General features: G+C 61.0%; 22 protein-coding genes. 16 read left to right on the forward strand and 6 right to left on the reverse strand.

The features are described 5' to 3' along the window. The first annotated feature begins 3 nt into the window (after window positions 1–3). Together pta and ACQY47_RS10755 are read left to right on the forward strand one after the other, a co-directional pair. Window positions 4–2103: a phosphate acetyltransferase gene (gene pta / locus ACQY47_RS10750; protein WP_056859109.1), complete on the forward strand. Its 2100-nt coding sequence runs from the start codon at window positions 4–6 to the stop codon at window positions 2101–2103. Then, the gene (locus ACQY47_RS10755) at window positions 2104–3003 is read left to right on the forward strand and encodes an acyltransferase (protein WP_017137612.1); all 900 of its coding nucleotides are present in this window, start codon (window positions 2104–2106) and stop codon (window positions 3001–3003) included. Between the two features lie 189 nt (window positions 3004–3192). Here ACQY47_RS10755 and cysN read toward each other — a convergent pair whose 3' ends face one another. The 4 genes from cysN to ACQY47_RS10775 all read right to left on the reverse strand — a co-directional run bounded on the left by cysN (window position 3193) and on the right by ACQY47_RS10775 (window position 7536). Next, window positions 3193–5091 (reverse strand): sulfate adenylyltransferase subunit CysN, encoded by a 1899-nt coding sequence (gene cysN / locus ACQY47_RS10760; protein ID WP_017137613.1) that lies wholly within the window; start codon window positions 5089–5091, stop codon window positions 3193–3195. Between the two features lie 53 nt (window positions 5092–5144). Continuing rightward, window positions 5145–5486, reverse strand: a complete 342-nt coding sequence (locus ACQY47_RS10765) for a four helix bundle protein (RefSeq protein WP_338479546.1) — start codon at window positions 5484–5486, stop codon at window positions 5145–5147. Between the two features lie 104 nt (window positions 5487–5590). Further along, window positions 5591–6508 (reverse strand): sulfate adenylyltransferase subunit CysD, encoded by a 918-nt coding sequence (gene cysD, locus ACQY47_RS10770; RefSeq protein WP_017137614.1) that lies wholly within the window; start codon window positions 6506–6508, stop codon window positions 5591–5593. Between the two features lie 269 nt (window positions 6509–6777). Continuing rightward, on the reverse strand, window positions 6778–7536 hold the full coding sequence (locus ACQY47_RS10775; protein ID WP_138452862.1) for a Nif3-like dinuclear metal center hexameric protein: 759 nt from the start codon (window positions 7534–7536) through the stop codon (window positions 6778–6780). Between the two features lie 102 nt (window positions 7537–7638). Here ACQY47_RS10775 and algW point away from each other — a divergent pair, with 102 nt between their 5' ends. The 3 genes from algW to ACQY47_RS10790 all read left to right on the forward strand — a co-directional run bounded on the left by algW (window position 7639) and on the right by ACQY47_RS10790 (window position 11732). Continuing rightward, a complete protein-coding gene (gene algW / locus ACQY47_RS10780) occupies window positions 7639–8793 on the forward strand; it encodes a Do family serine endopeptidase AlgW (protein ID WP_017137616.1) in 1155 nt (384 codons plus the stop codon). 108 nt (window positions 8794–8901) lie between these two features. Continuing rightward, on the forward strand, window positions 8902–11001 hold the full coding sequence (locus ACQY47_RS10785) for a TonB-dependent siderophore receptor (RefSeq protein ID WP_428557072.1): 2100 nt from the start codon (window positions 8902–8904) through the stop codon (window positions 10999–11001). Window positions 11002–11012: 11 nt separating this feature from the next. Continuing rightward, a complete protein-coding gene (locus tag ACQY47_RS10790; protein WP_428557073.1) occupies window positions 11013–11732 on the forward strand; it encodes a DUF4198 domain-containing protein in 720 nt (239 codons plus the stop codon). A 133-nt stretch (window positions 11733–11865) separates the two neighbouring features. Here the strand turns inward: ACQY47_RS10790 and hemH are convergent, their stop codons facing one another. Then, window positions 11866–12891 carry a ferrochelatase gene (hemH, locus tag ACQY47_RS10795; protein ID WP_428557074.1) on the reverse strand — a complete coding sequence of 342 codons (1026 nt, stop codon included), beginning with the start codon at window positions 12889–12891 and terminating at the stop codon, window positions 11866–11868. 14 nt (window positions 12892–12905) lie between these two features. Next, entirely contained in the window at window positions 12906–13805 is a 900-nt protein-coding gene (locus tag ACQY47_RS10800) for a TIGR01777 family oxidoreductase (RefSeq protein ID WP_428557075.1), read from the reverse strand. A gap of 238 nt (window positions 13806–14043) precedes the next feature. Between ACQY47_RS10800 and ACQY47_RS10805 the strand changes: the two genes are divergently transcribed. The 11 genes from ACQY47_RS10805 (at window position 14044) to ACQY47_RS10855 (ending at window position 23677) form a co-directional block, all read left to right on the forward strand. Next, window positions 14044–15030 carry an NAD(P)/FAD-dependent oxidoreductase gene (locus ACQY47_RS10805; RefSeq protein ID WP_017137621.1) on the forward strand — a complete coding sequence of 329 codons (987 nt, stop codon included), beginning with the start codon at window positions 14044–14046 and terminating at the stop codon, window positions 15028–15030. Continuing rightward, complete coding sequence (locus ACQY47_RS10810) at window positions 15027–15242, forward strand: TIGR02450 family Trp-rich protein (protein WP_017137622.1); 216 nt, start codon at window positions 15027–15029, stop codon at window positions 15240–15242. Before ACQY47_RS10805 ends, ACQY47_RS10810 begins: the two co-directional genes overlap by 4 nt. A gap of 113 nt (window positions 15243–15355) precedes the next feature. Beyond that, complete coding sequence (locus ACQY47_RS10815) at window positions 15356–16315, forward strand: YbgA family protein (RefSeq protein WP_186618170.1); 960 nt, start codon at window positions 15356–15358, stop codon at window positions 16313–16315. A 3-nt stretch (window positions 16316–16318) separates the two neighbouring features. Then, window positions 16319–17248 (forward strand): MerR family transcriptional regulator, encoded by a 930-nt coding sequence (locus ACQY47_RS10820; RefSeq protein WP_428557076.1) that lies wholly within the window; start codon window positions 16319–16321, stop codon window positions 17246–17248. Further along, entirely contained in the window at window positions 17249–18691 is a 1443-nt protein-coding gene (gene phrB / locus ACQY47_RS10825; RefSeq protein ID WP_428557077.1) for a deoxyribodipyrimidine photo-lyase, read from the forward strand. It abuts the gene before it with no gap. Further along, the gene (locus ACQY47_RS10830; protein ID WP_017137626.1) at window positions 18684–19106 is read left to right on the forward strand and encodes a nuclear transport factor 2 family protein; all 423 of its coding nucleotides are present in this window, start codon (window positions 18684–18686) and stop codon (window positions 19104–19106) included. The genes phrB and ACQY47_RS10830 overlap by 8 nt, the downstream gene beginning before the upstream one ends. After that, complete coding sequence (locus ACQY47_RS10835) at window positions 19103–19885, forward strand: SDR family NAD(P)-dependent oxidoreductase (RefSeq protein ID WP_017137627.1); 783 nt, start codon at window positions 19103–19105, stop codon at window positions 19883–19885. The genes ACQY47_RS10830 and ACQY47_RS10835 overlap by 4 nt, the downstream gene beginning before the upstream one ends. Further along, window positions 19882–21129, forward strand: a complete 1248-nt coding sequence (locus ACQY47_RS10840) for an NAD(P)/FAD-dependent oxidoreductase (RefSeq protein ID WP_176991535.1) — start codon at window positions 19882–19884, stop codon at window positions 21127–21129. Before ACQY47_RS10835 ends, ACQY47_RS10840 begins: the two co-directional genes overlap by 4 nt. After that, the gene (locus ACQY47_RS10845) at window positions 21126–21935 is read left to right on the forward strand and encodes a DUF1365 domain-containing protein (RefSeq protein ID WP_017137629.1); all 810 of its coding nucleotides are present in this window, start codon (window positions 21126–21128) and stop codon (window positions 21933–21935) included. The genes ACQY47_RS10840 and ACQY47_RS10845 overlap by 4 nt, the downstream gene beginning before the upstream one ends. Next, a complete protein-coding gene (locus tag ACQY47_RS10850) occupies window positions 21922–23193 on the forward strand; it encodes an SAM-dependent methyltransferase (protein WP_099549226.1) in 1272 nt (423 codons plus the stop codon). Before ACQY47_RS10845 ends, ACQY47_RS10850 begins: the two co-directional genes overlap by 14 nt. Beyond that, the gene (locus tag ACQY47_RS10855; RefSeq protein WP_176991533.1) at window positions 23186–23677 is read left to right on the forward strand and encodes a DUF2878 domain-containing protein; all 492 of its coding nucleotides are present in this window, start codon (window positions 23186–23188) and stop codon (window positions 23675–23677) included. The genes ACQY47_RS10850 and ACQY47_RS10855 overlap by 8 nt, the downstream gene beginning before the upstream one ends. The last annotated feature ends 29 nt before the right edge of the window (window positions 23678–23706 follow it).

Genomic DNA, 23706 nt, shown 5'->3' on the forward strand with positions numbered 1-23706 from the left:
CGCATGCAGACTTTTTTTATCGCGCCCACCGATTTTGGTGTGGGTCTGACCTCCATCAGCCTTGGGCTGGTGCGCACCCTTGAGCGGGCCGGGCTGAAAGTCGGCTTCTTCAAACCGATTGCCCAGCCACATCCGGGTGACACCGGCCCCGAGCGCTCCACCGAACTGGTGGCGCGCACCCACGGCCTTAAGCCACCACAACCCTTGGGCCTGGCCCATGTGGAACGCATGCTCGGTGACGGCCAGCTCGACGAGCTGCTCGAAGAAATCATCACCCTGTACCAGCAAGCCGCCGTGGGCAAAGACGTGCTGATCGTCGAAGGCATGGTGCCGACCCGCAGCGCCAGCTATGCGGCCCGGGTCAACCTGCACCTGGCCAAGAGCCTCGACGCAGAAGTGATCCTGGTGTCGGCACCGGAAAACGAAGTGCTCACCGAGCTATCGGGCCGCGTGGAATTGCAGGCCCAACTGTTCGGCGGCCCCAAAGACCCGAAAGTGCTGGGCGTGATCCTCAACAAAGTGCGCACCGACGAAAGCATGGAAGCCTTCTCGGCGCGCCTAAAAGAGCATTCGCCCCTGTTGCGCAGCGGCGATTTCCGCCTGCTCGGCTGCATCCCTTACCAGCCCGAACTCAACGCCCCGCGCACCCGCGACGTGGCCGACCTGATGGGCGCACAGATCCTCAACGCCGGCGACTACGAAACCCGGCGCATGACCAAGATCATCATTTGCGCGCGCACCATGCGTAACACCGTGGAGCTGCTAAAGCCGGGCGTGCTGGTGGTAACGCCGGGCGACCGTGACGACATCATCCTGGCCGTCAGCCTCGCCGCGATCAACGGCGTCCCCTTGGCCGGCCTGTTGCTGACCAGCGACACCCTGCCCGACCCGCGCATCATGGACCTGTGCCGTGGCGCCTTCCAGGCCGGGCTGCCAGTCCTTTCCGTGAGCACCGGTTCCTACGACACGGCCAACCAGCTCAACAGCCTGAACAAAGAAATCCCGATTGATGACCGCGAGCGCGCGGAGATCATCACCGATTTCGTCGCCAGCCACCTCGATGCACGCTGGCTGCACCAACGCTGCGGCACGCCACGGGAAATGCGCCTGTCGCCCGCGGTGTTCCGCTATCAGTTGATCCAGCGCGCCCAGGCCGCCAACAAACGCATCGTGTTGCCCGAGGGCAGCGAGCCGTTGACCGTGCAGGCCGCCGCCATCTGCCAGGCCCGGGGCATTGCGCGCTGCGTGCTGCTGGCCAAACCTGCCGACGTGGAAGCCGTCGCCCGCGCCCACGGCATCGAATTGCCCGAAGGCCTGGAGATTCTCGACCCGGACCTGATTCGCCAGCGCTATGTCGAGCCAATGGTCGCACTGCGCAAGAGCAAGAGCCTCAACGCGCCGATGGCCGAGCAACAATTGGAAGATACGGTGGTGATCGCCACCATGATGCTCGCGCTGGATGAAGTGGACGGCCTGGTTTCCGGGGTTATTCACTCCACCGCCAACACCATCCGCCCTGCCCTGCAGCTGATTAAAACGGCGCCGGGCTGCACCTTGGTGTCGTCGGTGTTTTTTATGCTGTTCCCCGAGCAGGTGCTGGTGTACGGCGACTGCGTGATGAACCCGCACCCAAGCGCCGTGGAACTGGCGGAAATCGCCCTGCAAAGTGCCGACTCCGCCGCTGCCTTCGGCATTACGCCACGGGTGGCGATGATCAGCTATTCCAGCGGTGATTCGGCCAGCGGCGAAGAAGTGGAGAAAGTCCGCGAAGCCACCTTGCTCGCCCACGAACAGCAAAGCTCGCTGCTGATCGATGGGCCGTTGCAATACGACGCCGCCGCCAATGAAACCGTCGCCCGGCAGTTGGCGCCCAACAGCCAGGTCGCCGGTAAAGCCACGGTGTTTGTGTTCCCGGACCTGAACACTGGCAATACCACGCACAAGGCCGTGCAGCGCAGCGCCGACTGCGTAAGCCTGGGCCCCATGCTGCAAGGCTTGCGCAAACCGGTGAACGACCTGCCGCGCGGTGCACAAGTGGACGACATCGTGTACACCATCGCCCTGACGGCGATTCAAGCCGCCAACCGACCTATGGATATCTAAATGCTGGATTTTCTACCTGCCGCCGTACGCGGGGTAATCGCGTCCTTGTTGTTGGCGCTGAACACGATCCTGCTGTGTTCGTTCCTGTTTGTTGTCGCGCTGTTCAAGGCGCTGCCATTTGCCAAACGCTTCAGCGAATGGCTGATGAACCACACCCACGAAGCCTGGGTGACCAACAACAAGGGCTGGATGAACCTGGTGCGACGCACACGCTGGCACCTGACTGGCCTTGAAGGCCTGGACTACCAGCACTCGTATCTGGTGACCAGTAACCACCAGAGTTGGGTCGACATCATGGTGCTGCAATACGTGCTCAATCGCCGGATTCGGCCGCTGAAGTTCTTCCTCAAGCAGGAACTGATCTGGGTGCCGGTGATTGGCCTGGCATGGTGGGCGCTGGGCTTCCCGTTTATGAAGCGCTACACCAAGGCTTACCTGGAGAAGCACCCGGAGAAGAAAGGCAAAGACCTGGAAACCACGCGCAAGACCTGCGCGAAGTTTCGCGACAACCCGGTGGGTATTTTCAACTTTGCCGAAGGCACGCGGTTTACGCCGGGCAAGCACGCACAGCAGAAATCGCCGTTCCGTTACCTGCTCAAGCCCAAGGCCGGTGGCATTGCGTTTGTGCTGGATGCCATGGGCGAGCAGCTCAAGTCATTGGTGAACGTGACCATCCACTACCCGGCCGGGCGTCCAGGGTATTGGGATTTGTTGTGCGGGAATGTGAAAGACGTGGTGGTGCGCTTTGAGGAAGTGCAGATTCCAGCCGGGTTTATCGGCAAGAATTATGAGCAGGATGGGGAGTATCGGTTGGCGTTCCAGGGGTGGATCAACCAGCTGTGGGAAGACAAGGATGCGCTGCTGGATAAGCTTCACACGGAATACCCAGGCCGCCACTGACCGACCTGTGAATGCAATCTAATGTGGGAGCTGGCTTGCCTGCGATAGCTGAGTGTCAGTTGATGGGTATGTTGCTGACCCACCGCTATCGCAGGCAAGCCAGCTCCCACAGTGACCGCGCCAGACCTTGAGAAAGTAAAAAGCCCGCCACCGAATGATCGGTGGCGGGCTTTTTTGTGGCGGCGAGGTTTAGATCGCGCCGCGCTGGCGCAACAGCTCCAGCACTTGCTTGACGCTGTCTTCCAGCGACGTGGCCTGGGTGTCGATCACCAAGTCGGCATTCAACGGCACGTCGTACGGGAAGGACTCGCCTGGGATGTTGTCCCCGCCCGCCGCGTACAGGCCTTGCGGATCACGCTCGGCGCACACCAGCGGCGAGGCCTGCACGTAGACGGTGAGCAAGCGGTCGCTGCCGATTAACGCCTTGGCCTGTTCACGGCCTTCGGCATCCGGGGCAACAAACGCGGCCAGGGTCAGCAGGCCGGCTTCGTTGAACTGACGCGCCACGTGAGCAGCACGGCGCCAGTTTTCGGTACGCCCGACGCGGTCCTGCGGCAAGCCCTTGTTCAAGTCGCGGCGCAGGTTCTGGCCATCCAGTACGAATACCGCACGGCCCATGTCAAACAGCTTGCGCTCAACCGCGTAGGCCAAGGTGCTTTTGCCGGCGCCGGACAGGCCGCTGAACAACACGGTAGCCGGTTGCTGGCCGAAGCGTTGGGCGCGCTCTTCGGTGGCTACATGAGCAAGGCGGCCGTGTTGCGCAGCGCCACCATGGCCCACCGGCGGCGCAATAATCATGCCCGCAGCCACAGTACCGTTGGTCAAACGGTCGATGACGATAAACGCACCAGTGGTGCGGTTGCTGTCATAGCCATCCAACGCAATGGCGGCGTCGAGGCTGACCTTGACCCGGCCAATCTCGTTCAGTTGCAGCGAACTTGCCGGGCCTTCGGCCAGGGTGTTCACGTCCACGCGGTGCACGATGCTGGTGATCGAACCCGGCACGTAGCTGGTGGCGCGCTTGATGTCGTATTTCTTGCCCGGCAGCATCGGCTCTTCGGCCATCCAGACCAGCATGGCGTCGAAAGCATCGGTGACTTGCGGCACGTTGTCGGCATGCACCAACAGGTCGCCACGGGAGATGTCGATCTCGTCTTCCATGGTCAGGGTCACGGCCTGGCCTGGGCCTGCGTGTTCCAGCTCGCCCTCGAAGGTGACGATGGATTTGACGCGGCTGCTCTTGCCCGACGGCAGCACCACGACTTCATCGCCCTTGTGCACGATGCCGCTGGCGAGGGTGCCGGCGAAACCGCGGAAGTTCAGGTTCGGACGGTTGACGTACTGCACCGGGAAACGCAGGTCGGTGTAGTTGCGGTCGTTGGCGATCTCGACGGTTTCAAGAATCTCCATCAACGACTGGCCGGTGTACCAGGGCGAGCGCTCGCTCTTGTTCACCACGTTGTCGCCCTTGAGCGCCGACATCGGTACAAACGCCATGGTGCTCGGCTTGAACGCAATGCCCTCGGCAAACTTCAGGTAATCGGCCTTGATCGACTCGAACACGCTTTGGTCAAAGCCATTGATGTCCATCTTGTTGACGGCAATCACGATGTGCTTGATGCCCAGTAACGAGGCGATATAGCTGTGGCGGCGGGTCTGGGTCTGCACGCCGTAGCGGGCGTCGATCAGAATGATCGCCAGGTCACAGGTGGACGCACCGGTGGCCATGTTGCGGGTGTACTGCTCATGGCCAGGGGTATCGGCGATGATGAATTTGCGCTTGGCGGTGGAGAAGTAGCGGTAGGCAACATCAATGGTGATGCCCTGTTCACGCTCGGCCTGCAGGCCGTCAACCAGCAAGGCCAGGTCGATATCATCGCCCGTGGTGCCGGATTTTTTCGAATCACGGGTAATGGCTTCCAGGTGATCTTCGTAGATCATCTTGGAGTCGTGCAGCAGGCGCCCGATCAGGGTGCTCTTGCCGTCGTCGACGTTGCCGCAGGTCAGGAAGCGCAACATCTCTTTGCGCTCGTGCTGGCCCAGGTAGGCGAGGATGTCCTCGCTGATCAAATCAGATTGATGGCTCATTGCGTTCAAGCTCCAAGCTGTAAGCTTCAAGCGGCAAGCTTGTCGGCGTACAGCTAGTCAGAAATTTTGTTGATCAAGCCGCAGAGCATTTTTGAGAGCTCGCGAGTTTCTGTAATCCAGTTTTCAGCCAGCGGGCGGGCGATGTAAGCGATGTCACGACCGATGAGAATCTGAGTTCGTAGCTCTCCACAAGAAGCTTTCGCAATCCAAAGAAAGTGAGCTTTCTCTTTGCTGCCACGACGTTCCATGCCTTCAGCAATATTGGAAGGCACCGAAAGTGCAGACCGGGTGATTTGATCCTTGAAGCCAAAATCCCCGCACTGCGCAAACGCTCTATAGATCCCCACCGCCAAACACTTACTTCTCTGCCAGACAACCAATTTCTCGAAATCCATTACGAGTCACTCAATAGCGGCTCGCAACAACCGGCTGCAAGCACCAAGCTGCAAAATTACGCGTACCGCCTTTAACTTGCAGCTTGCCGCTTGTAACTCGAAGCTTAAAAGTACCCTTGACGTTTTTTATCTTCCATCGAGCCTGCGCCATCGTGGTCGATGACCCGGCCCTGGCGCTCGGAAGTTCGCGTCAGGAGCATTTCCTGAATGATGTCCGTCAGCGTCTCGGCTTCGGACTCCACCGCGCCCGTCAACGGGTAGCAGCCAAGGGTACGGAAACGTACTTTCTTTTTGACGATTCGGGCTTTGTCTTCGTCGGACAAGTGCTCGAGGATGCGGTCGTCGTCGATCATGATCAACGTGCCGTTCTTCTCGATCACGTCGCGCTCGGCGGCGAAGTACAGCGGCACAATCGGGATGCCTTCCAGGTAGATGTACTGCCAGATGTCCAGCTCGGTCCAGTTGGACAGCGGGAACACACGGATCGACTCGCCTTTGTTGACGTTGCCGTTGTAGACGTTCCACAGTTCCGGGCGCTGGTTCTTCGGGTCCCAGCGGTGTTTGCTGTCACGGAACGAGTACACACGCTCTTTGGCGCGGGACTTCTCTTCATCGCGACGGGCACCGCCGAAGGCTGCGTCGAAACCATGCTTGTCCAAGGCCTGCTTGAGGCCTTCGGTCTTCATGATGTCGGTGTGCTTGGCGCTGCCGTGGGTGAACGGGTTGATGCCCTGCGCCACACCATCAGGGTTGACGTGGGTGATCAGGTCCAGGCCCAGTTCTTCGACCATTTTGTCGCGGAACTTGTACATCTCCTGGAATTTCCAGCGGGTGTCGACGTGCATCACCGGGAACGGCAATTTGCCCGGGAAGAAGGCCTTGCGCGCCAGATGCAGCATCACGGCGGAGTCTTTACCGATCGAGTAGAGCATCACCGGGTTGTCGAACTCGGCGGCGACCTCGCGGATGATGTGGATGCTTTCCGCCTCCAGCTGTTTCAGATGCGTCAGTTTGTCGACCATGGCTACTCACGGAAAAACGATCTTATGGACGGCCAGCGGGCCGTGTTCGAGCGGGGCATGCTAGCACAGCACCTTCTTCTATTCAGGGAGCCAGCTAGATCGAAACGGTATATGAATATGCCCCCGAGTTTGGCTGCAGGAGCAGGCTTGTGGGAGCTGGCTTGTGTGGGAGCTGGCTTGCCTGCGATACAGGCACTTCGGTCATTCAGGCAAACCGAGGTGATGCAATCGCAGGCAAGCCAGCTCCCACATTTGAGCCTTGGTGTTCTTTAGATTGGGTTGGGGCAATCGATGAACAGATGTTCCAGCGCGAAACGCCGTGCCAGATAGTCACCCAGTGCCTGCACGCCATAACGCTCAGTAGCGTGATGGCCCGCTGCAATAAAGCTGACGTCGTTTTCCCGCGCGCTGTGGAAGGTCTGCTCGGACGCTTCGCCACTCAAGTACAGGTCGACGCCGGCGGCAATCGCATCGTCGATGTAACCTTGCCCGCCGCCCGTGCACCAACCCACCCGGCGGATCATCTCGCTGCCTTCGATCAACAGTGGCTCGCGACCCATTACATCCTGCACGCGTCGGGCAAAATCACGCGGCGACAAGGGTTCGGCCAGGGAGCCGACCAGGCCGACGATTTTCGGGTTGTTCGGATCCAGCGGGCCTTCGACGGTGATGTCCAACTGACGGGCGAGTTGCACGTTGTTGCCCACCTCCGGGTGCAGGTCCAGCGGCAGGTGGTAGGCCAGCAGGCTGATGTCGTGCTTGAGCAGGGTTTTCAGGCGGCGTTGCTTCATGCCGGTGATGCACGGGTTTTCGCCCTTCCAGAAATAACCATGGTGCACCAGCACCAGGTCGGCCTGGGCTTCGACGGCGGCGTCCAGCAACGCTTGGCTGGCCGTGACGCCGCTGACAATGCGCATCACCTGCGGGCGCCCCTCGACCTGCAAGCCATTGGGGCAATAATCGGCAATTTTTGCGCTGCCAAGGTAGCGGTCCGCTTCCTCGACCAGGGTGCTAAGGGGGACAGCCATAAAAGACTCCTAAATATCCCGTTCCGAGGCGCTCGCAGCCTCGTATAATGCGCGACATTATGGGCGCTATCCCGCCCCCTGCAACCTGTCAGGACTTACTTGATGCTCAAGGCACTGCGTTTTTTTGGATGGCCATTGTTGGCTGGCGTGCTGATCGCGATGCTGATTATTCAGCGTTATCCCCAATGGGTGGGCTTACCCAGCCTTGATGTGAACCTGCAACAGGCCCCACAAAGCAGCTCGGTGGTACAAGGCCCGGTGACCTACGCCGACGCGGTGGTCATCGCCGCGCCTGCAGTGGTCAACCTGTACACCACCAAGGTCATCAATAAACCGGCGCATCCGTTGTTTGAAGACCCGCAGTTTCGCCGCTATTTCGGCGACAACGGGCCCAAGCAGCGCCGGATGGAATCCAGCCTCGGTTCCGGGGTGATCATGAGCCCGGAAGGTTACATCCTCACCAACAACCACGTGACCACCGGCGCCGACCAGATTGTGGTGGCCCTGCGCGACGGCCGTGAAACCCTGGCCCGCGTGGTCGGCAGCGACCCGGAAACCGACCTTGCGGTGCTGAAGATCGACCTCAAGAGCCTGCCCTCGATCACCATCGGCCGCTCCGAAGGGCTACGCGTCGGTGATGTCGCGCTGGCCATCGGCAACCCGTTCGGCGTCGGCCAGACCGTGACCATGGGCATCATCAGCGCCACCGGGCGTAACCAGTTGGGGCTCAACAGCTACGAAGACTTTATCCAGACTGACGCGGCGATCAATCCGGGGAACTCTGGCGGCGCATTGGTGGATGCCAATGGCAACCTGACCGGTATCAACACGGCGATTTTCTCCAAGTCCGGCGGTTCCCAGGGCATCGGCTTTGCGATCCCGGTGAAGCTGGCAATGGAAGTGATGAAGTCGATCATCGAGCACGGCCAGGTAATCCGTGGCTGGCTGGGTATCGAAGTACAGCCGTTGACCAAGGAACTGGCCGAGTCGTTCGGCTTGACCGGGCGCCCGGGCATCGTGGTGGCCGGGATCTTCCGCGACGGCCCGGCGCAGAAAGCCGGCCTGCAATTGGGCGATGTGATCCTGAGCATCGATGGCGAACCGGCCGGTGATGGCCGCAAGTCGATGAACCAGGTGGCGCGGATCAAGCCGACCGATAAGGTGTCGATCCTGGTAATGCGCAACGGCAAAGAGATCAAGCTGTCGGCAGAGATCGGCCTGCGCCCGCCACCCGCCCCGGTGAAAGAAGAGGAATAACGGCTACGGGAGCCCGTTCGCGGGCTCCTGTTACCGAATATTTCAAAAGAAATTCATTCTCAATGGTCATGTTATATTGTTTCAATATCGCTATTGGAACGCTCTATCATGCCGTCTCAAAGATTCGCCCCCGTGGCTGGCCTGGCCTTGGGTTTGCTGCTGGACCCCGCCTACGCCGATGACAACACTGTCGAACTGGACACCATCAGCGTCACCTCCGACGCCTATGAATCCGCCACCGGCCCCGTCAAAGGCTACCGCGCCACCCGTTCCGCCAGCGCGACCAAAACTGACACCGATCTGCGCGACATCCCACAATCAATCAGCGTGATTCCTGCCACGGTGCTCAAGGACCTGGGCAGCACCAGCGTGGAACGTGCTCTGGAGTTTGCCGGCGGCGTGTCCAAGCAAAACAACTTCGGCGGCCTGACGCTTTACGAGTACAGCGTGCGCGGCTTCACCACGTCGGAGTTCTACCAGGACGGTTTCAGCGCCAACCGTGGCTACCCGAGCACCCCGGACGCGGCCAACATCGAGCGCATTGAAGTGCTCAAAGGCCCCGCAGCCAGCCTGTACGGCCGTGGCGATCCCGGCGGCACCGTGAACATTGTCACCAAGAAGCCGCAGCCCGAAGCCTTTACCACCGTGCAAACCAGTGCTGGCAGCTGGGACCGCTATCGCACCGCACTGGATGTGAACACCCCGCTGGACAGCGAAGGCCGCGTGCTGTCGCGGGTCAACCTGGCCGTGGAAGACAACCACAGCTTCCGCGATCACGTCGACGCCCAGCGCGTATTCGTCGCGCCATCATTCAGTTGGCAGTTGGACCCCGACACCAGTCTTCTCGTAGAAAGCGAGTTCGTGCGCCACAGCTCCACCTTCGACCGGGGCATCGTCGCCAACCATGGCATGTCCCGCTCGACCTTCCTCGGCGAACCCAACGACGGCAATATCCGCAACCACAACAATCGCATCCAGGCCGCGTTGGAACATCACCTTAATGACGCCTGGAAACTGCGCCTGGCCAGCCACTACAAACAGGGCAGCCTGTGGGGTGACGCCTCGGAAAGTCGTGCGCTGAATGCCAACGGCCATACCGTTAACCGCCGCCTGCGCGAACGCTCCACCGGTTGGCACGACAGCATCACCCAGCTGGAACTGCGCGGCCAGTTCGACATCGGCAGCTGGCAGCACGAACTGTTGATCGGCGGCGAATACGAGGACTACCGCAAGAAGGAACGCGTGTCGGCGGTTGCCGGCAGCCTCTACCCCATCGACATCTATAACCCGATCTACGGCCAGACCAAACCCAACGGCGCACGCACCGGCACCGACGTCTTCGAACAGACGAAAAGCCAGGCGCTGAACCTGCAAGACCAGATCATCTTCACCGACCGCCTGCGCGGCATGCTCGGTGCGCGCTTCGAGCATGTCGAACAACGCACCGACGACTTCACCCGCAACCACGCCAAGAGCCGGCAAACCCACGATGCCCTGACTCAACGCGCCGGTCTGCTCTATCAGCTAACGCCGCAAGTCGGGGTGTTCGCCAACGCGTCAACCTCGTTCAAACCCAACAACGGTGTGGATGCCGGCGGCAAATCCTTCAAGCCCGAAGAAGGCGTGGGCTATGAAGTGGGGATCAAGAGCGAGCTGTTCGACGACCGTTTGAGCACCACGCTCGCCGCCTTCCATATCGAAAAAGAAAATGTTCTGACCCAGGACCCGGCCACCCTCAACAACAGCCGCGCCATAGGCAAGGCGCGCAGCCAGGGCTTTGACCTGCAACTGAGCGGGCAAGTGACGGACGCGGTACGCGTGATCGGCGCCTTTGCCTACATCGACGCCGAAGTGACCAAGGGCGACAAATCCATCCCCACCGGCAGCCGGATTCTGGGCGTAGCCAAGCGCAGCGGCAGTCTGCTGGGTGTGTATGAATTCCAGAATGGCGCGCTGCGTGGCTCGGACCTGGGCGCGGCGTTTACCTACGTCGGTGATCGCTCCGGCGAGGCCGGCAGCCAGTTCGAACTGCCCGCCTACCACACCGTCGACCTGCTGGCGCATTACAAGGCCAGCGATAGCGTCACGGTGGGCCTGAACCTCAACAACCTATTCGACGAAAAGTACTACGAGCGCTCCTACAGCAATTACTGGGTCACTCCCGGCGAGCCGCGCAACTTCACCGTCAGCCTGACCCTTAACCTGTAAAAGGATGCCCCATGCAAGCCTTCAAATCCCTGGCCGTGATCGGCCTGCTGTTTGCCAGCCAAGTCTCCGCCCACGGCCTGTGGACCGAACAACGACGCGGCAATATCGAAGTGATCTACGGCCACGGCGCCGAAGACAATGCCTTCAAGGCGCAAAAAATCAGCGGCGCCTGGGCGTATGACGCCAGCGGCAAAATGATCCCGGTCACCGTGGAGCCCCTGGCCGACCACGCACGCCTCAAGCCACTCAAATCGCCCGCCGTTTTAGCCGTGGCGTTGGATAACGGGATGTGGTCGCAGACGCCGGACAAGAAGTGGATCAACCAGGGCCGTAGCCAAGTGCCAGGCGCGATTGGTTCGACCCAGACCTTCAAGTACAGCCTGGCGATTTACCAGCCTGGGGCGAAGCTGCCCAAGCTGGACCAGATCAAGCTGCTGATCCTGCCGGAAGTCGACCCGCTGACCGTAGGGCCAGGCAAGTCACTGCCGGTGCGGGTACTGCTGGACGGCAAACCGGCGGCGGGGATCAAGCTGGTGGGCGATTATCGCAATGCGCCGAACACCTTGAGCACTGAGACCGACAAGGACGGCCGCGCCCAGGTGCTGGTGCGTAATGAAGGGTTGAATGTGATTGCCGCGCAGGTGGAGATTCCGCTCAAGGACAACGCCGACGTGGCCACCCGCGGGCTGTTTACTTCGTTGACCTTCCTCGGTGAACCGCACCACGAATAAACCCTGAAAAACACTGTGGGAGCGGGCTTGCCCGCGATGGCGGCCTATCAGTCACCAAATATGTCGACTGACAAACCGCCATCGCGGGCAAGCCCGGCTCCCACAGTTGATCTCTATCGTTTCGACACTCGGACTACAGCGCTACTGGCGCCCGCTCGCACAGCGTATTAAGCGCCACCGCCCACTGCGGCTCATCGTTCAAGCACGGCACCAACACCAACTCCTCGCCCCCTGCCTCGCGGAACTGCTCCAGCCCGCGATCACCAATCTCCTCCAGGGTCTCGATGCAATCGGCGACAAACGCCGGGCACATCACCAGCAGTTTTTTCACGCCTTGCTGGGCCAAGGTCTCCAGGCGGGCCTCGGTGTAGGGTTCGATCCACTTGGCGCGGCCCAGCCGTGACTGGAACGCCACCGACCACTTGCCCTCCGGCAAGCCCATGCGCGCGGCAAAGTCGCGCGCCACGCTGAAGCACTGGGCGCGGTAGCAGGTGGCAAGCACCTCGGGCGAAGCGTTCTTGCAGCAGTCAGCATCCTTGAAGCAATACTGGCCTGTGGGGTCGAGTTTTTTCAGATGGCGCTCAGGCAACCCATGGAAGCTCAGCAACAAATGATCGAATTCCTGTGCCACGTACGGCCGGGCGCTGGCGACCAAGGCGTCGAGGTATTCCGGCTGATCGTAGAACGGCTGCAAGATAGAAAACTGCACGTTGAGCTTCTTGTCGCGGACCACACGCTTGGCTTCTTCGATCACCGTGGTCACGGTGCTGTCAGCGAACTGCGGATACAACGGCGCCAGGGTGACTTTTTGAATGCCTTGAGCCGCGAGGCGCGTGAGGGTGGTTTCAAGCGACGGCTCGCCGTAGCGCATCGCCAGCTCCACCGGGCCGTGGGTCCACTGCTGGGTCATTTGCGCTTGCAAGCGACGGCTCAGGACCACAAGCGGCGAACCCTCTTCCCACCAGATCGAGGCGTAGGCATGCGCCGATTGCTCAGGGCGCTTGATCAGGATCAGCGACACCAGCAAGCGCCGCACCGGCCACGGCAGGTCGATCACATAAGGGTCCATCAGGAACTGATTAAGGTAGCTGCGCACATCGGCCACCGAAGTGGACGCCGGTGAACCCAGGTTGACCAGTAACAACGCGTGATCCGTCATGCAACATCCTATGGCTAGAGGCGGCTGGACAAGTCTTCCAGTGCCGCGTGCAACTCAGTGAACTGAAAAGTGAAACCGGCGGCCAGCAACCGTTCGGGGACGGCCTTCTGCCCGCCCAGCAACAACCCGGACAACTCGCCCAGGCCGACCTTCAAGGCAAACGCCGGCATCGGCATGAACGCTGGGCGGTGCAGCACCTGGCCCAAGGTGTTGGCAAACTCGCGATTACGTACCGGGTGTGGCGCGCAGGCATTATAAGGACCGCTGGCGTCGTCGTTGTGCAGAAGAAAATCAATCAGGGCGATTTGATCTTTGATATGGACCCACGGCATCCACTGCCGACCATTGCCGATCGGCCCGCCCAGCCCCAGTTTGAACGGCAGCAGCAGGCGCGACAAAAAGCCGCCCTTGGCCGCCAACACCAGGCCAGTGCGCACCAGCACCACGCGGGTGCCGAAGGCTTCGGCGCGCAACGCGGTTTCTTCCCAGGCGATGCACAGTTGGCTGGGGAAATCATCCTGCACCGGGCCACTGGCTTCGGTCAGTTCGCGCTCGCCGCCGTCGCCATACCAGCCCACTGCAGAGCCGGAAATCAACACCGCCGGCTTTTGCGCCAGGCCTTGCATCCAAGCCAGCAAGGTTTCGGTGTGGCCGATGCGGCTGCTCCACAGCAATGCCTTGCGCTTTTTGGTCCATGGGCGATCGGCAATCGGCGCGCCCGCCAGGTTGACCACCGCATCCACCGTGCCGATCACGTTTTGCAAGCGGCCAACACCGAGCACCTCGGCACCGCACCATTTGGCCACGGTATCCGGCTCGCGGCTCCACACGGTCAGGCGATGCCCTTGGGCAAGCCAGTGCAGACAGAGTTGACGACCGATCAAGCCCGTACCGCCGGTCAGCAAAATATGCATGGGTTTCTCCTCATGTAACGTTTGCCGCCCATCGCTAGTCTATTTTATAAGCATGGATCTTTTGTAAGTGGGCGTTACGTTGGTTTCAGAGGCCGGTTCAGGCCTCCTTCTTAACCCCTCACCCTTAACCTTAGGTCACGCCGTTAGAACAGGTACGCCAAAACTTATACCAAAAAACAATATTGTACAGCTATGGGTGTCGGCGTAGTCTGTACCCAAAGGTAAAACGAGGCCCCCAATGACTGTTCCCATCGCGATCATCGGCACCGGCATCGCCGGTCTTTCCGCCGCCCGAGCGTTACGAGACGCGGGGCACGTTGTACAACTCTTTGATAAAAGCCGTGGCAGTGGTGGCCGCATGTCCAGCAAGCGCAGCGATGCCGGCGCGTTGGACATGGGCGCACAATACTTCACCGCCCGCGACCGGCGCTTCGTCAACGAAGTACAGCGCTGGCAAAGCAACGGCTGGGCCGAACAGTGGAAACCGCAGCTGTACAACTTCAAGTCCGGCCAGCTCACGCCCTCCCCCGACGAGCAGATCCGCTGGGTCGGCACGCCGCGCATGAGCGCCATTACCCGCGCACTGCTTGACGACTTGCCGGTTGAGTTCGGTTGCCGCATCACCGAAGTGTTCCAAGGCAAGCAGCACTGGAACCTGCTGGACGCCGACGGCGGCAATCATGGCCCGTTCAGCCACGTAGTCATTGCCACGCCGGCGCCCCAGGCCACCGCCCTGCTGGCCGCCGCGCCCAAGCTTGCAAGTGCCGCCGCCGGGGTGAAGATGGACCCCACCTGGGCCGTCGCGCTGGCCTTTGACACGCCGCTGGATACGCCGATGCAAGGCTGCTTTGTGCAAGACAGCCCGCTCGACTGGCTGGCGCGCAACCGCAGTAAACCCGGGCGTGACGCCACCCTCGACACCTGGGTGCTGCACGCCACCAGCGCCTGGAGCAAGGCCAATCTCGACTTGCCCAAAGAGGCGGTGATCGAACACCTGCACGGCGCCTTCGCCGAACTGCTGCACAGCGCCATGCCCGCACCGTCCTTTAGCCTGGCCCATCGCTGGCTTTACGCCAGGCCGTCGGAGCGGCATGAATTTGGCGTGCTGGCCGACGCCGACCTGGGCTTGTATGTGTGTGGTGACTGGTGCCTGTCCGGGCGGGTCGAAGGCGCGTGGCTCAGCGGCCAGGAGGCCGCACGCCGCCTGATCGAACACCTGCAATGAACCGTCTCAACCCGACGAAATTGCTGTTGTCGAAGTGGACAGCAGCACGCCCGCGCAACAAGGAAAAACACTTCCTCGTCACCGAACTGTTCCGTGATGACGAAGGCACCGTGCTCGAAATCGAGCTGCAAGCGGTCATGACCCGCCGCGCCGAACGCCTCCCGTGGCAAACCCTGCAAAATGCCGAAGACTGGCGCATGGGTTGGAAATAGCGGGCGCTGAAAATACTTATACAAACAATTTGACTTGTACAGCATCAAACCTATGATGAGATTTAGTTGTACAGAGTTATAAATCTGTATAGGAATTTCGCAGAGGGTTGAGCATGTCCAGCAGCGCAAAACCGAAGATCGCCATCAGTGCCTGCCTGCTCGGCGAGAACGTGCGCTTTAACGGCGGACACAAACAATCCCTGCTGTGCAGCCAAACGCTCGCCGACTATTTCGACTTCGTGCCGTTGTGCCCCGAAGTGGCGATCGGCCTGGGCATCCCCCGCGAACCGATTCGCCTGGTGGGCGACCCTGCCCACCCGCAGGCTGTCGGCACCGTGCACCGTGACCTCAATGTGACGCAGCCATTGGATGATTACGGCCAGCAGATGGCTGTGGAACACACAGACCTGTGCGGCTACATCTTCATGCAGAAGTCGCCGTCGTGCGGGCTGGAGCGGGTCAAGGTCTACCGCGACAACGGCACGCCCGTTGATGGCGGCGGGCGCGGCATTTATGCCCAGGCGTTTTGCGCACGCCACCCCAACCTGCCGGTGGAAGAAGACGGCCGGTTGAATGACCCGGTGCTGCGCGAGAACTTCCTCACCCGCGTGTTCGTGTACGCCAGCTGGCAAGAATTGCTGGCTGAGGGCATCACCCGTCACCGCCTTTTGGCGTTCCACGCGCGCTACAAATACCTGCTGATGGCCCACAGCCCTGTGCATTACAAAAGCCTTGGCCACCTGCTGGGCAGCATGGGCAAAAGCATCAACCTGGATGAACTGGCCGCCGGCTATTTCAGCGAGTTGATGACCGGCCTGAAAAAGTGCGCCACACGCGGCACCCACACCAATGTGCTGCAACACATCAGCGGCTACCTCAAACAAGCCATCAGCGCCGATGACAAGCAGGAAATGCAAACCGTCATCGGCCAATACCGCACCGGCATCGTGCCGCTGGTGGTGCCGCTGACCTTGCTCAAACATCACTTTCGCCAACACCCGGACCGCTACATCGCGCAGCAGGCGTACCTGCAGCCGCACCCGGAAAACCTCAGCCTGCGTAATGCGATCTAGACCATGACACCTGCCCTGCAAGACGACCCTGTCGAAGACATCGCCCAAGCCATCGAAGACGGCTGGCTGCCGATTCGCGAAGTGGCGCGCCAGACCGGCGTCAACGCCGTGACCCTGCGCGCCTGGGAGCGCCGTTATGGCCTGATCGTGCCCCAGCGCACGCCCAAGGGCCATCGGTTGTTCAGCGCCGAACATGTACAACGCATCCATACCATTCTGACCTGGCTCAACCGTGGCGTGCCGGTCAGCCAGGTCAAAGGCTTGATCGATTCCGCCCAGGCCAGCCCCGACAGCGTCGAAAATGAATGGCATGTGCTGCGTCATAAACTGCTCACCGCAATCAGCGAATTGGCCGAACGCCGGGTCGACGACCTGTTCAACCAGGCCATGGCGCTGTACCCGCCGCGCACCTTGTGTGAGCAATTGATGCTGCCGCTGCTCAACGCGCTGGAGCAACGCTGGCAGGGCCAGTTCGGCGCGCAAATGGAGCGAGTGTTTTTTCTGTCCTGGCTGCGCAGCAAGTTCGGCGCGCGCATTTACCACAACAACCGCCAGCTCCAGGGCGCGCCGTTGCTGCTGGTCAACCAGTCAGACGTGCCCATGGAGCCACACCTGTGGCTTAGCGCCTGGCTGGCCAGCAGCGCCGACTGCCCCGTGGAGGTTTTTGATTGGCCTTTGCCGACCGGCGAACTGGCCCTGGCCGTGGAACACCTGCAACCGCGTGCGGTGCTGCTGTACTCAAGCAAAGCCCTCCACTTGTCGGCACTCGGCAAACTGTTGGGCGGCATCAGTTGCCCAATTTTGATTGCCGGACCAACGGTATGCATCCACCAGGACGAGTTAGCCGTATTAACCCGTGACACTCCTGAATTGTTCGTGGCCGAAGACCCCTTGTCAGCCCACCAGTTACTGATCCAGCGTGGAATTGTCTAAATGCATTTGATCTGGCTGCGCACCGACTTGCGCCTACACGACAACACCGCCCTCGCCGCCGCCTGCCAGCGCGGCCCGGTTGCCGCCGTGTACCTGATCACGCCGCAGCAATGGCTGGCCCATGATGATGCACCCTGCAAAGTCGATTTCTGGCTGCGTAACCTCAAGCACCTGAGCCAGGCCCTTGGCGAACTGAACATTCCCTTGCTGATTCGCACCGCCGACACCTGGGACCAGGCGCCCGCCGTGCTGGGCAAACTGTGCCGGGAACTGTCAGTGGAGTCGGTGCACGTCAACGAGGAATACGGCATCCACGAGAGCCGTCGCGATGTGGCCGTGGCCAACGCCCTGGAGGCTGACGGTGTGACGTTCCACAGCTACCTCGACCAACTGTTTTTCCAACCCGGCAGCGTGCTGACCAAAACCGGCACTTACTTTCAGGTGTTCAGTCAGTTCCGCAAGGTCTGCTACAACCGCCTGCACAGCGCCTTGCCGCGCCTGGTGGCCACGCCGCAACAACAGGCACCGCAGGATGTGCACAGCGACGCCATCCCGGATCAGGTCGACGGTTTCGCGCCACCCAGCGAGACCTTGCGCGCCCTCTGGCCGGCCGGTGAAGAAGAAGCCCGGCGCCGCCTCGACGCCTTCGCCGACCAACAGATCAGCTACTACAAAGACGAACGCGACTTCCCGGCCAAACCCGGCACCAGCCAGCTCTCGGCCTACCTCGCCGCCGGGGTGGTTTCGCCGCGCCAGTGCCTGCACGCCGCCCTGCAAACCAACCAGGGCGAGTTCGAAAGCGGCGATATCGGCGCCATCACCTGGATCAACGAGTTGCTGTGGCGCGAGTTCTATAAACACATTCTGGTCGGTTACCCACGGGTCTCACGCCACCGTGCGTTCCGCCCCGAAACCGAGGCGCTGGCCTGGCGCGATGCGCCCAAGGACTTGGCCGCCTGGCAGCAAGCGCGCACCGGCCTGCCGATCATTGACGCAGCCATGCGCCAACTGCTGGAAACCGGTTGGATGCACAACCGCCTGCGCATGGTGGTGGCGATGTTTTTGACCAAGAACCTGCTGATCGACTGGCGCGAAGGCGAGCGCTTCTTTATGCGCCACTTGATCGACGGCGACCTGGCCGCCAATAACGGCGGCTGGCAGTGGAGTTCGTCCACCGGCACCGACGCGGCGCCGTATTTCCGGATTTTCAGCCCGTTGAGCCAGTCGGAAAAGTTCGACAGCGAAGGGGTGTTCATCAAGCACTGGCTGCCAGAGTTGGCGGCGCTGAACAAAAAAGAAGTGCACAACCCCGAAGCCGCCGGTGGCCTGTTCGGCGCGGCAGATTACCCACGCTCGATTGTCGACCTGAAAAAATCCCGCGAGCGCGCCCTCGCCGCCTTCCGCAACCTGCCTTCACGCCAGGAGGTCGCCGAACATGAGTGACTTCCTGCACCGGTTCGCCCAAGCCTTTACCACGCTGGACAAGCACAACCTGCACCTGCTCGACAGCTTGTACAGCCAGGACATTGCCTTCACCGATCCGCTGCACGAAGTGCATGGGCTGCCCGCTTTGCGCGGTTACTTCACCGAGATGTACAGCAACATCAGCCAGTTGCGTTTTGACTTCCATGGCTTCGACCAGGTCGCCGAAGGTGAAGGCTACCTGCGCTGGAAAATGAGTTTTTGCCACCCACGCCTGGCCAATGGCAAGGTAATCCGGGTGGAAGGTTGCTCGCACCTGATGTGGCGCGACAAGGTCTACCGCCATCGCGATTATTTCGACGCGGGCGCGTTGCTCTATGAACACTTACCGGTAGTCGGCCGTGTGGTCAGTTGGCTAAAAAGGAGAATGGGATGAGCCTTGTACCGCCCCGCCGTTATTGGTTGACCGGCGCCAGCAGTGGCATCGGTGCCGCACTGGCCGTCGAACTGCTCAACAGTGGCGCGCATGTGGCGCTCAGCTCGCGCAGCAAAGGCCCGCTGGAAGCGTTCGCCCAGCGTTATCCAGGCCAAGTGCTGGTGGTAGCCGGCGACCTGACCAACAGCCAGACCGTGCGCGAGATCGGCGAACGCATCGGCGAGGTCTGGGGTTCATTGGACACGGTGATCCTCAACGCCGGCACCTGTGAGTATGTCGACGCCCGGCAATTCGACTCCTCCATCGTCGAGCATGTGGTGCGCACCAACCTGCTTGCCAGCAGCTATTGCATCGAAGCTGCACTGCCGCTGTTGCGCAAAGGGCTCACCCCACATCTGGTCGGCGTTGCGAGCGCCGTGACCTACCTGCCAATGCCACGCGCCGAAGCCTATGGCGCGTCCAAGGCCGGGCTGCGTTACCTGTTCGAATCGCTGCGCATCAGCCTGTCGCCGGAGAACATCGACGTCACGGTGATCAGCCCGGGCTTTGTCGACACCCCGCTGACCGAACGCAATGATTTCCCGATGCCGCTGAGCTGGTCCGCCGAAAAGGCTGCCAGGCATATCTTCGCCAAATTGGAAAAGCGCCCGCTGGAAATCGCCTTCCCCGCGATGTTTATCGCCACCTTGTGGCCACTGTCGAAGCTGCCCAACCGCGCGCAACTGATTATCGGCAAACGCATGCTGCGCAGCCCGCCACCGAAGAAGGACGACCTGTGAAGATCGCCATCATCGGCAGCGGTATCGCCGGGCTGACCAGCGCTTACCTGCTCAGTCGGCGCCACGACATCACGCTGTTTGAGGCGGGCGAGCGCATTGGCGGGCACACCCACACGGTCAACGTCACGGTCAAAGGTAAACCCTATGCCGTGGACACCGGTTTTATCGTTTTCAACGACTGGACCTACCCTAATTTCATCCGTCTGCTCGGGCAGATTGGCGTGACCTTCAAGCCCACCGAAATGAGCTTTTCGGTGTGCGACCAGAACGCAGGTTTCGAGTACAACGGTAATAACCTCAACAGCCTGTTTGCCCAGCGCCGCAATATTCTCTCGCCGGGATTCTGGGGCATGTTGCGCGACATTCTGCGCTTTAACCGCCAGGCACCGCTGGACCTGCAAGAGCAACGCATCAGTGCCGATATGACCCTGGGCGACTACCTCGAGGCCGGGGGTTATGGCCCACGCTTTATCCGCCATTACATCGTGCCGATGGGCGCGGCGATCTGGTCGATGTCGCTGGCGGACATGCTCGGTTTTCCGTTGCAGTTCTTTGTGCGGTTCTTCAAGAACCACGGGTTGCTGTCGGTGAACAATCGGCCGCAATGGTGCGTGATCGAAGGTGGTTCCAGCAGTTATATCGAACCTTTGACCCGCAGTTTTCGCGAGCAGATCCGCCTGAACTGCCCTGTGGATAAAGTCGAACGCACAGGCGACGGCGTGGTTATCCACAGCCTTGCCGGCAGCGAGACCTTTGACCGCGTGGTGTTCGCCTGTCACAGCGACCAGGCCCTGGCGTTGCTGGCCGACCCGAGCCAGGCTGAGCAGGACATTCTTGGTGCCCTGCCCTACGCCGACAATGACGTGGTGCTGCACACCGACACGCGCCTGCTGCCCGATCGCAAACTGGCCTGGGCCAGCTGGAATTATCGCCTGAGCGGCAGCGCGCAAACCCAGGCGGCCGTCACTTACGACATGAACATCCTGCAAGGCATCCACAGCGACACCACCTTTTGCGTCAGCCTCAACCAGACGCCGATGATCAACCCGCTGAAGATCCTCGCGCGCTACACCTATGCGCATCCGCAATACAGCCTGGCGGCAGTGGCCGCACAAAACCGCTGGGAAGAATTGCACGGCGCGCGGCACACCTTTTACTGCGGCGCCTACTGGGCCAACGGTTTTCATGAAGACGGCGTGAGCAGCGCATTACGCGTGGCCCAGGCCTTTGGCGAAACCCTATGAACAGCGCCCTGTACAGCGGCTGGATCGCCCATCGCCGGTTTGCGCCCAAGGCCCACGCCTTTCGCTACCGCATCGGCCTGCTGTACCTGGACTTGAGCGAACAAGACGAAGTGCTCGGCCTATCACCCCTGGCCGGCAACAGCCGCCTGGCGCCCTTCGGCTTTCGCCAGCAGGACTACCTGCGTGAATTCACGCGTCACGGCATGAGCTTGAGCGATGCCGTGCGCCAGGAAGTCGGCAAGGCACTGGGGCGCGAGCCCCGGGGCGTTATCTGCCTACTGACCCAGGCCCGCAGTTGGGGCCTGGCTTTTAACCCGGTGAGTTTCTTCTACTGCTTCGAGGCCGACGGGCAACTGGCCGCGATCCTGTGTGAAGTAACCAACACCCCGTGGCGCGAGCGTTACCACTATGTGCTGCCGGCCCAGGCGCTCGGCGCCGAGGAACACCAGCACTTCGCCGTGGCCAAGGCGTTCCATGTGTCGCCGTTTTTACCCCGCGACCTGGAATATCGCATGAGTTTCAGCCCGCCGGCCGACAGGCTTGGTGTGCACATGGCCGACTGGCAGGGCACGCAAAAAGTCTTCGACGCCACCTTGAGCCTGCAAAAAGAAACGCTGACCCGCGCCAGCCTGCACCGTTACCTGTGGCGCTTCCCGTGGATGACCGCCAAGACCTGCCTGGCGATTTACTGGCAAGCCATGCGCCTGCTGCTCAAACGCACACCGATTTTTTCCCATCAGGCCGCCGATGGCGCCTCTCGCACCGCAGTCGGGTATACCAAGGATCGCCGCCATGAAATCCCCTAGCTTATCGGTCAAGACCAACCGCCTGAACGTCAACGGCGTGACCAGTGCGCTGTTGCGCAAAGGTGTGCTGCGCCAGCTCAGCCAACTGCGCCACGGCCAGTTGGTAGTGATTGAAGAGGGTGAACGCCAGGTGTTCGGCGCACGCGAAGCGCATCTGTTGGGCGAAATCCAGATCCACGATTCGGCGGTCTGGGGCTTGGTGGCCGCCAATGGTTCGATCGGCGCCGGCGAGGCGTTTATCCACGGTTACTGGAGCAGCCCGGACCTCACCGCCGTGGTGCGTGTGATGGTCAGCAACCTTGATGTGCTTGACGCAATGGAAGGCGGCCTGGCGCGCTTGGCGCGACCGTTCACCCAAGGCCTGCACTGGCTTAACCGCAACACCCGCAAGGGCTCGCAGAAAAATATCGCCGCCCACTATGACCTGGGCAACGACCTGTTCGAGGAATTCCTCGACCCGACCATGATGTATTCGGCGGCGCAGTTCCTGACGCCCGACGACAGCCTGGAACAGGCGCAGTTGAACAAGCTGGAACGCATCTGCCAGAAGCTTGCGCTCAAACCCACTGACCATTTGCTCGAAATCGGCACCGGCTGGGGCAGCATGGCGTTGTATGCGGCGCAGCACTATGGCTGCAAGGTCACCACCACGACCTTGTCCAAAGAACAGTTTGCCTACACCGAAAAACGCATCGAGGCCTTGGGCCTCAAGGATCAGGTGAAGCTGCTGCTGCAAGATTATCGCGACCTGACCGGTCAGTACGACAAGCTGGTGTCCATCGAGATGATCGAAGCGGTCGGCCATCGCTTCCTGCCCACCTACTTCAAGCAATGCGCGCACCTGCTCAAAAGCGACGGCCTGATGCTGCTGCAAGCCATCACCATTCGTGAGCAGCGTTTTGAGCAGGCCAAGAACAGCGTCGACTTTATCCAGCGCTATATTTTCCCCGGTGGCGCCCTGCCATCCGTGCAGAACATGTTGCAGATCGTCAGCCGCGACACCGACATGAACCTGCTGCACATGGAAGACTTCGGCTTGCACTACGCGCGCACCTTGCGCCTGTGGCATGAGAACTTCCGTCGCGCCCATGGCCGCCTTGCCGAGTTGGGCTACGATGAATACTTCCTGCGTCTGTGGGAATTCTACTTGTGCTACTGCGAAGGTGGGTTTATGGAGCGAACGATCGGTACCGCGCAGTTGCTGCTGGCCAAGCCTGCGGCGATCAACCCGCCGTTGCTCGGGCGTTTCAGTGCTTAAAACGCTGGCCAATGCCGTGCTGTTCCAGTGCGGTTGGTTTGCCTGTGTGCTGGGCGGTGACACCCGTTGGTTATGGGTGGGCGCTGGTGTGCTGGTCATCCACCTGCTGTGGACAAGCTCATGGTCTGAAGACGGCCAAGTGCTCCTGGCCGTGACCCTTTTGGGCACCGTGGTCGATACCTCGTTGCGCACCTTTGGCGTGTTTCACTTCGGTTTTCCAGGGCCGCTGATTCCCTTCTGGCTAATCATGCTATGGGCACTGCTCGCGACTACGCTGCGCCATTGCCTGGCCTGGAGCGCACAACCCTGGTGGCGCGCCAGCCTGCTGGGTGCGGTGGGCGGGCCGTTGTCTTACTACGCCGGCAGCCAATTGGCCGGTGTTCGTTTCGGCTACGACACAACGCTGACACTGATCGGCCTGGCGCTGCTCTGGGCGATCCTGTTCCCCGTCATGCACTGGGTGGCGCGACAGCTTGGCCACTGACGTCCGTCAGAGCATTCATGCGCACCCAG

The organism is Pseudomonas edaphica, assembly GCF_965277385.1.
Lineage (GTDB): Bacteria > Pseudomonadota > Gammaproteobacteria > Pseudomonadales > Pseudomonadaceae > Aquipseudomonas > Aquipseudomonas edaphica.

Bases quoted from the DNA above. Each gene is read 5' to 3' on its own strand.
- ACQY47_RS10815 (WP_186618170.1), top strand. From the start codon at position 15,356: ATGTCCAGCAGCGCAAAACCGAAGATCGCCATCAGTGCCTGCCTGCTC.
- ACQY47_RS10805 (WP_017137621.1), top strand. From the start codon at position 14,044: ATGACTGTTCCCATCGCGATCATCGGCACCGGCATCGCCGGTCTTTCC.
- ACQY47_RS10775 (WP_138452862.1), bottom strand. From the start codon at position 7,536: ATGGCTGTCCCCCTTAGCACCCTGGTCGAGGAAGCGGACCGCTACCTT.
- phrB (WP_428557077.1), top strand. From the start codon at position 17,249: ATGCATTTGATCTGGCTGCGCACCGACTTGCGCCTACACGACAACACC.
- ACQY47_RS10845 (WP_017137629.1), top strand. From the start codon at position 21,126: ATGAACAGCGCCCTGTACAGCGGCTGGATCGCCCATCGCCGGTTTGCG.
- ACQY47_RS10835 (WP_017137627.1), top strand. From the start codon at position 19,103: ATGAGCCTTGTACCGCCCCGCCGTTATTGGTTGACCGGCGCCAGCAGT.
- ACQY47_RS10755 (WP_017137612.1), top strand. From the start codon at position 2,104: ATGCTGGATTTTCTACCTGCCGCCGTACGCGGGGTAATCGCGTCCTTG.
- cysN (WP_017137613.1), bottom strand. From the start codon at position 5,091: ATGAGCCATCAATCTGATTTGATCAGCGAGGACATCCTCGCCTACCTG.
- ACQY47_RS10765 (WP_338479546.1), bottom strand. From the start codon at position 5,486: ATGGATTTCGAGAAATTGGTTGTCTGGCAGAGAAGTAAGTGTTTGGCG.
- ACQY47_RS10800 (WP_428557075.1), bottom strand. From the start codon at position 13,805: ATGCATATTTTGCTGACCGGCGGTACGGGCTTGATCGGTCGTCAACTC.
- pta (WP_056859109.1), top strand. From the start codon at position 4: ATGCAGACTTTTTTTATCGCGCCCACCGATTTTGGTGTGGGTCTGACC.
- ACQY47_RS10785 (WP_428557072.1), top strand. From the start codon at position 8,902: ATGCCGTCTCAAAGATTCGCCCCCGTGGCTGGCCTGGCCTTGGGTTTG.
- ACQY47_RS10830 (WP_017137626.1), top strand. From the start codon at position 18,684: ATGAGTGACTTCCTGCACCGGTTCGCCCAAGCCTTTACCACGCTGGAC.
- algW (WP_017137616.1), top strand. From the start codon at position 7,639: ATGCTCAAGGCACTGCGTTTTTTTGGATGGCCATTGTTGGCTGGCGTG.
- ACQY47_RS10850 (WP_099549226.1), top strand. From the start codon at position 21,922: ATGAAATCCCCTAGCTTATCGGTCAAGACCAACCGCCTGAACGTCAAC.
- hemH (WP_428557074.1), bottom strand. From the start codon at position 12,891: ATGACGGATCACGCGTTGTTACTGGTCAACCTGGGTTCACCGGCGTCC.
- cysD (WP_017137614.1), bottom strand. From the start codon at position 6,508: ATGGTCGACAAACTGACGCATCTGAAACAGCTGGAGGCGGAAAGCATC.
- ACQY47_RS10810 (WP_017137622.1), top strand. From the start codon at position 15,027: ATGAACCGTCTCAACCCGACGAAATTGCTGTTGTCGAAGTGGACAGCA.
- ACQY47_RS10820 (WP_428557076.1), top strand. From the start codon at position 16,319: ATGACACCTGCCCTGCAAGACGACCCTGTCGAAGACATCGCCCAAGCC.
- ACQY47_RS10790 (WP_428557073.1), top strand. From the start codon at position 11,013: ATGCAAGCCTTCAAATCCCTGGCCGTGATCGGCCTGCTGTTTGCCAGC.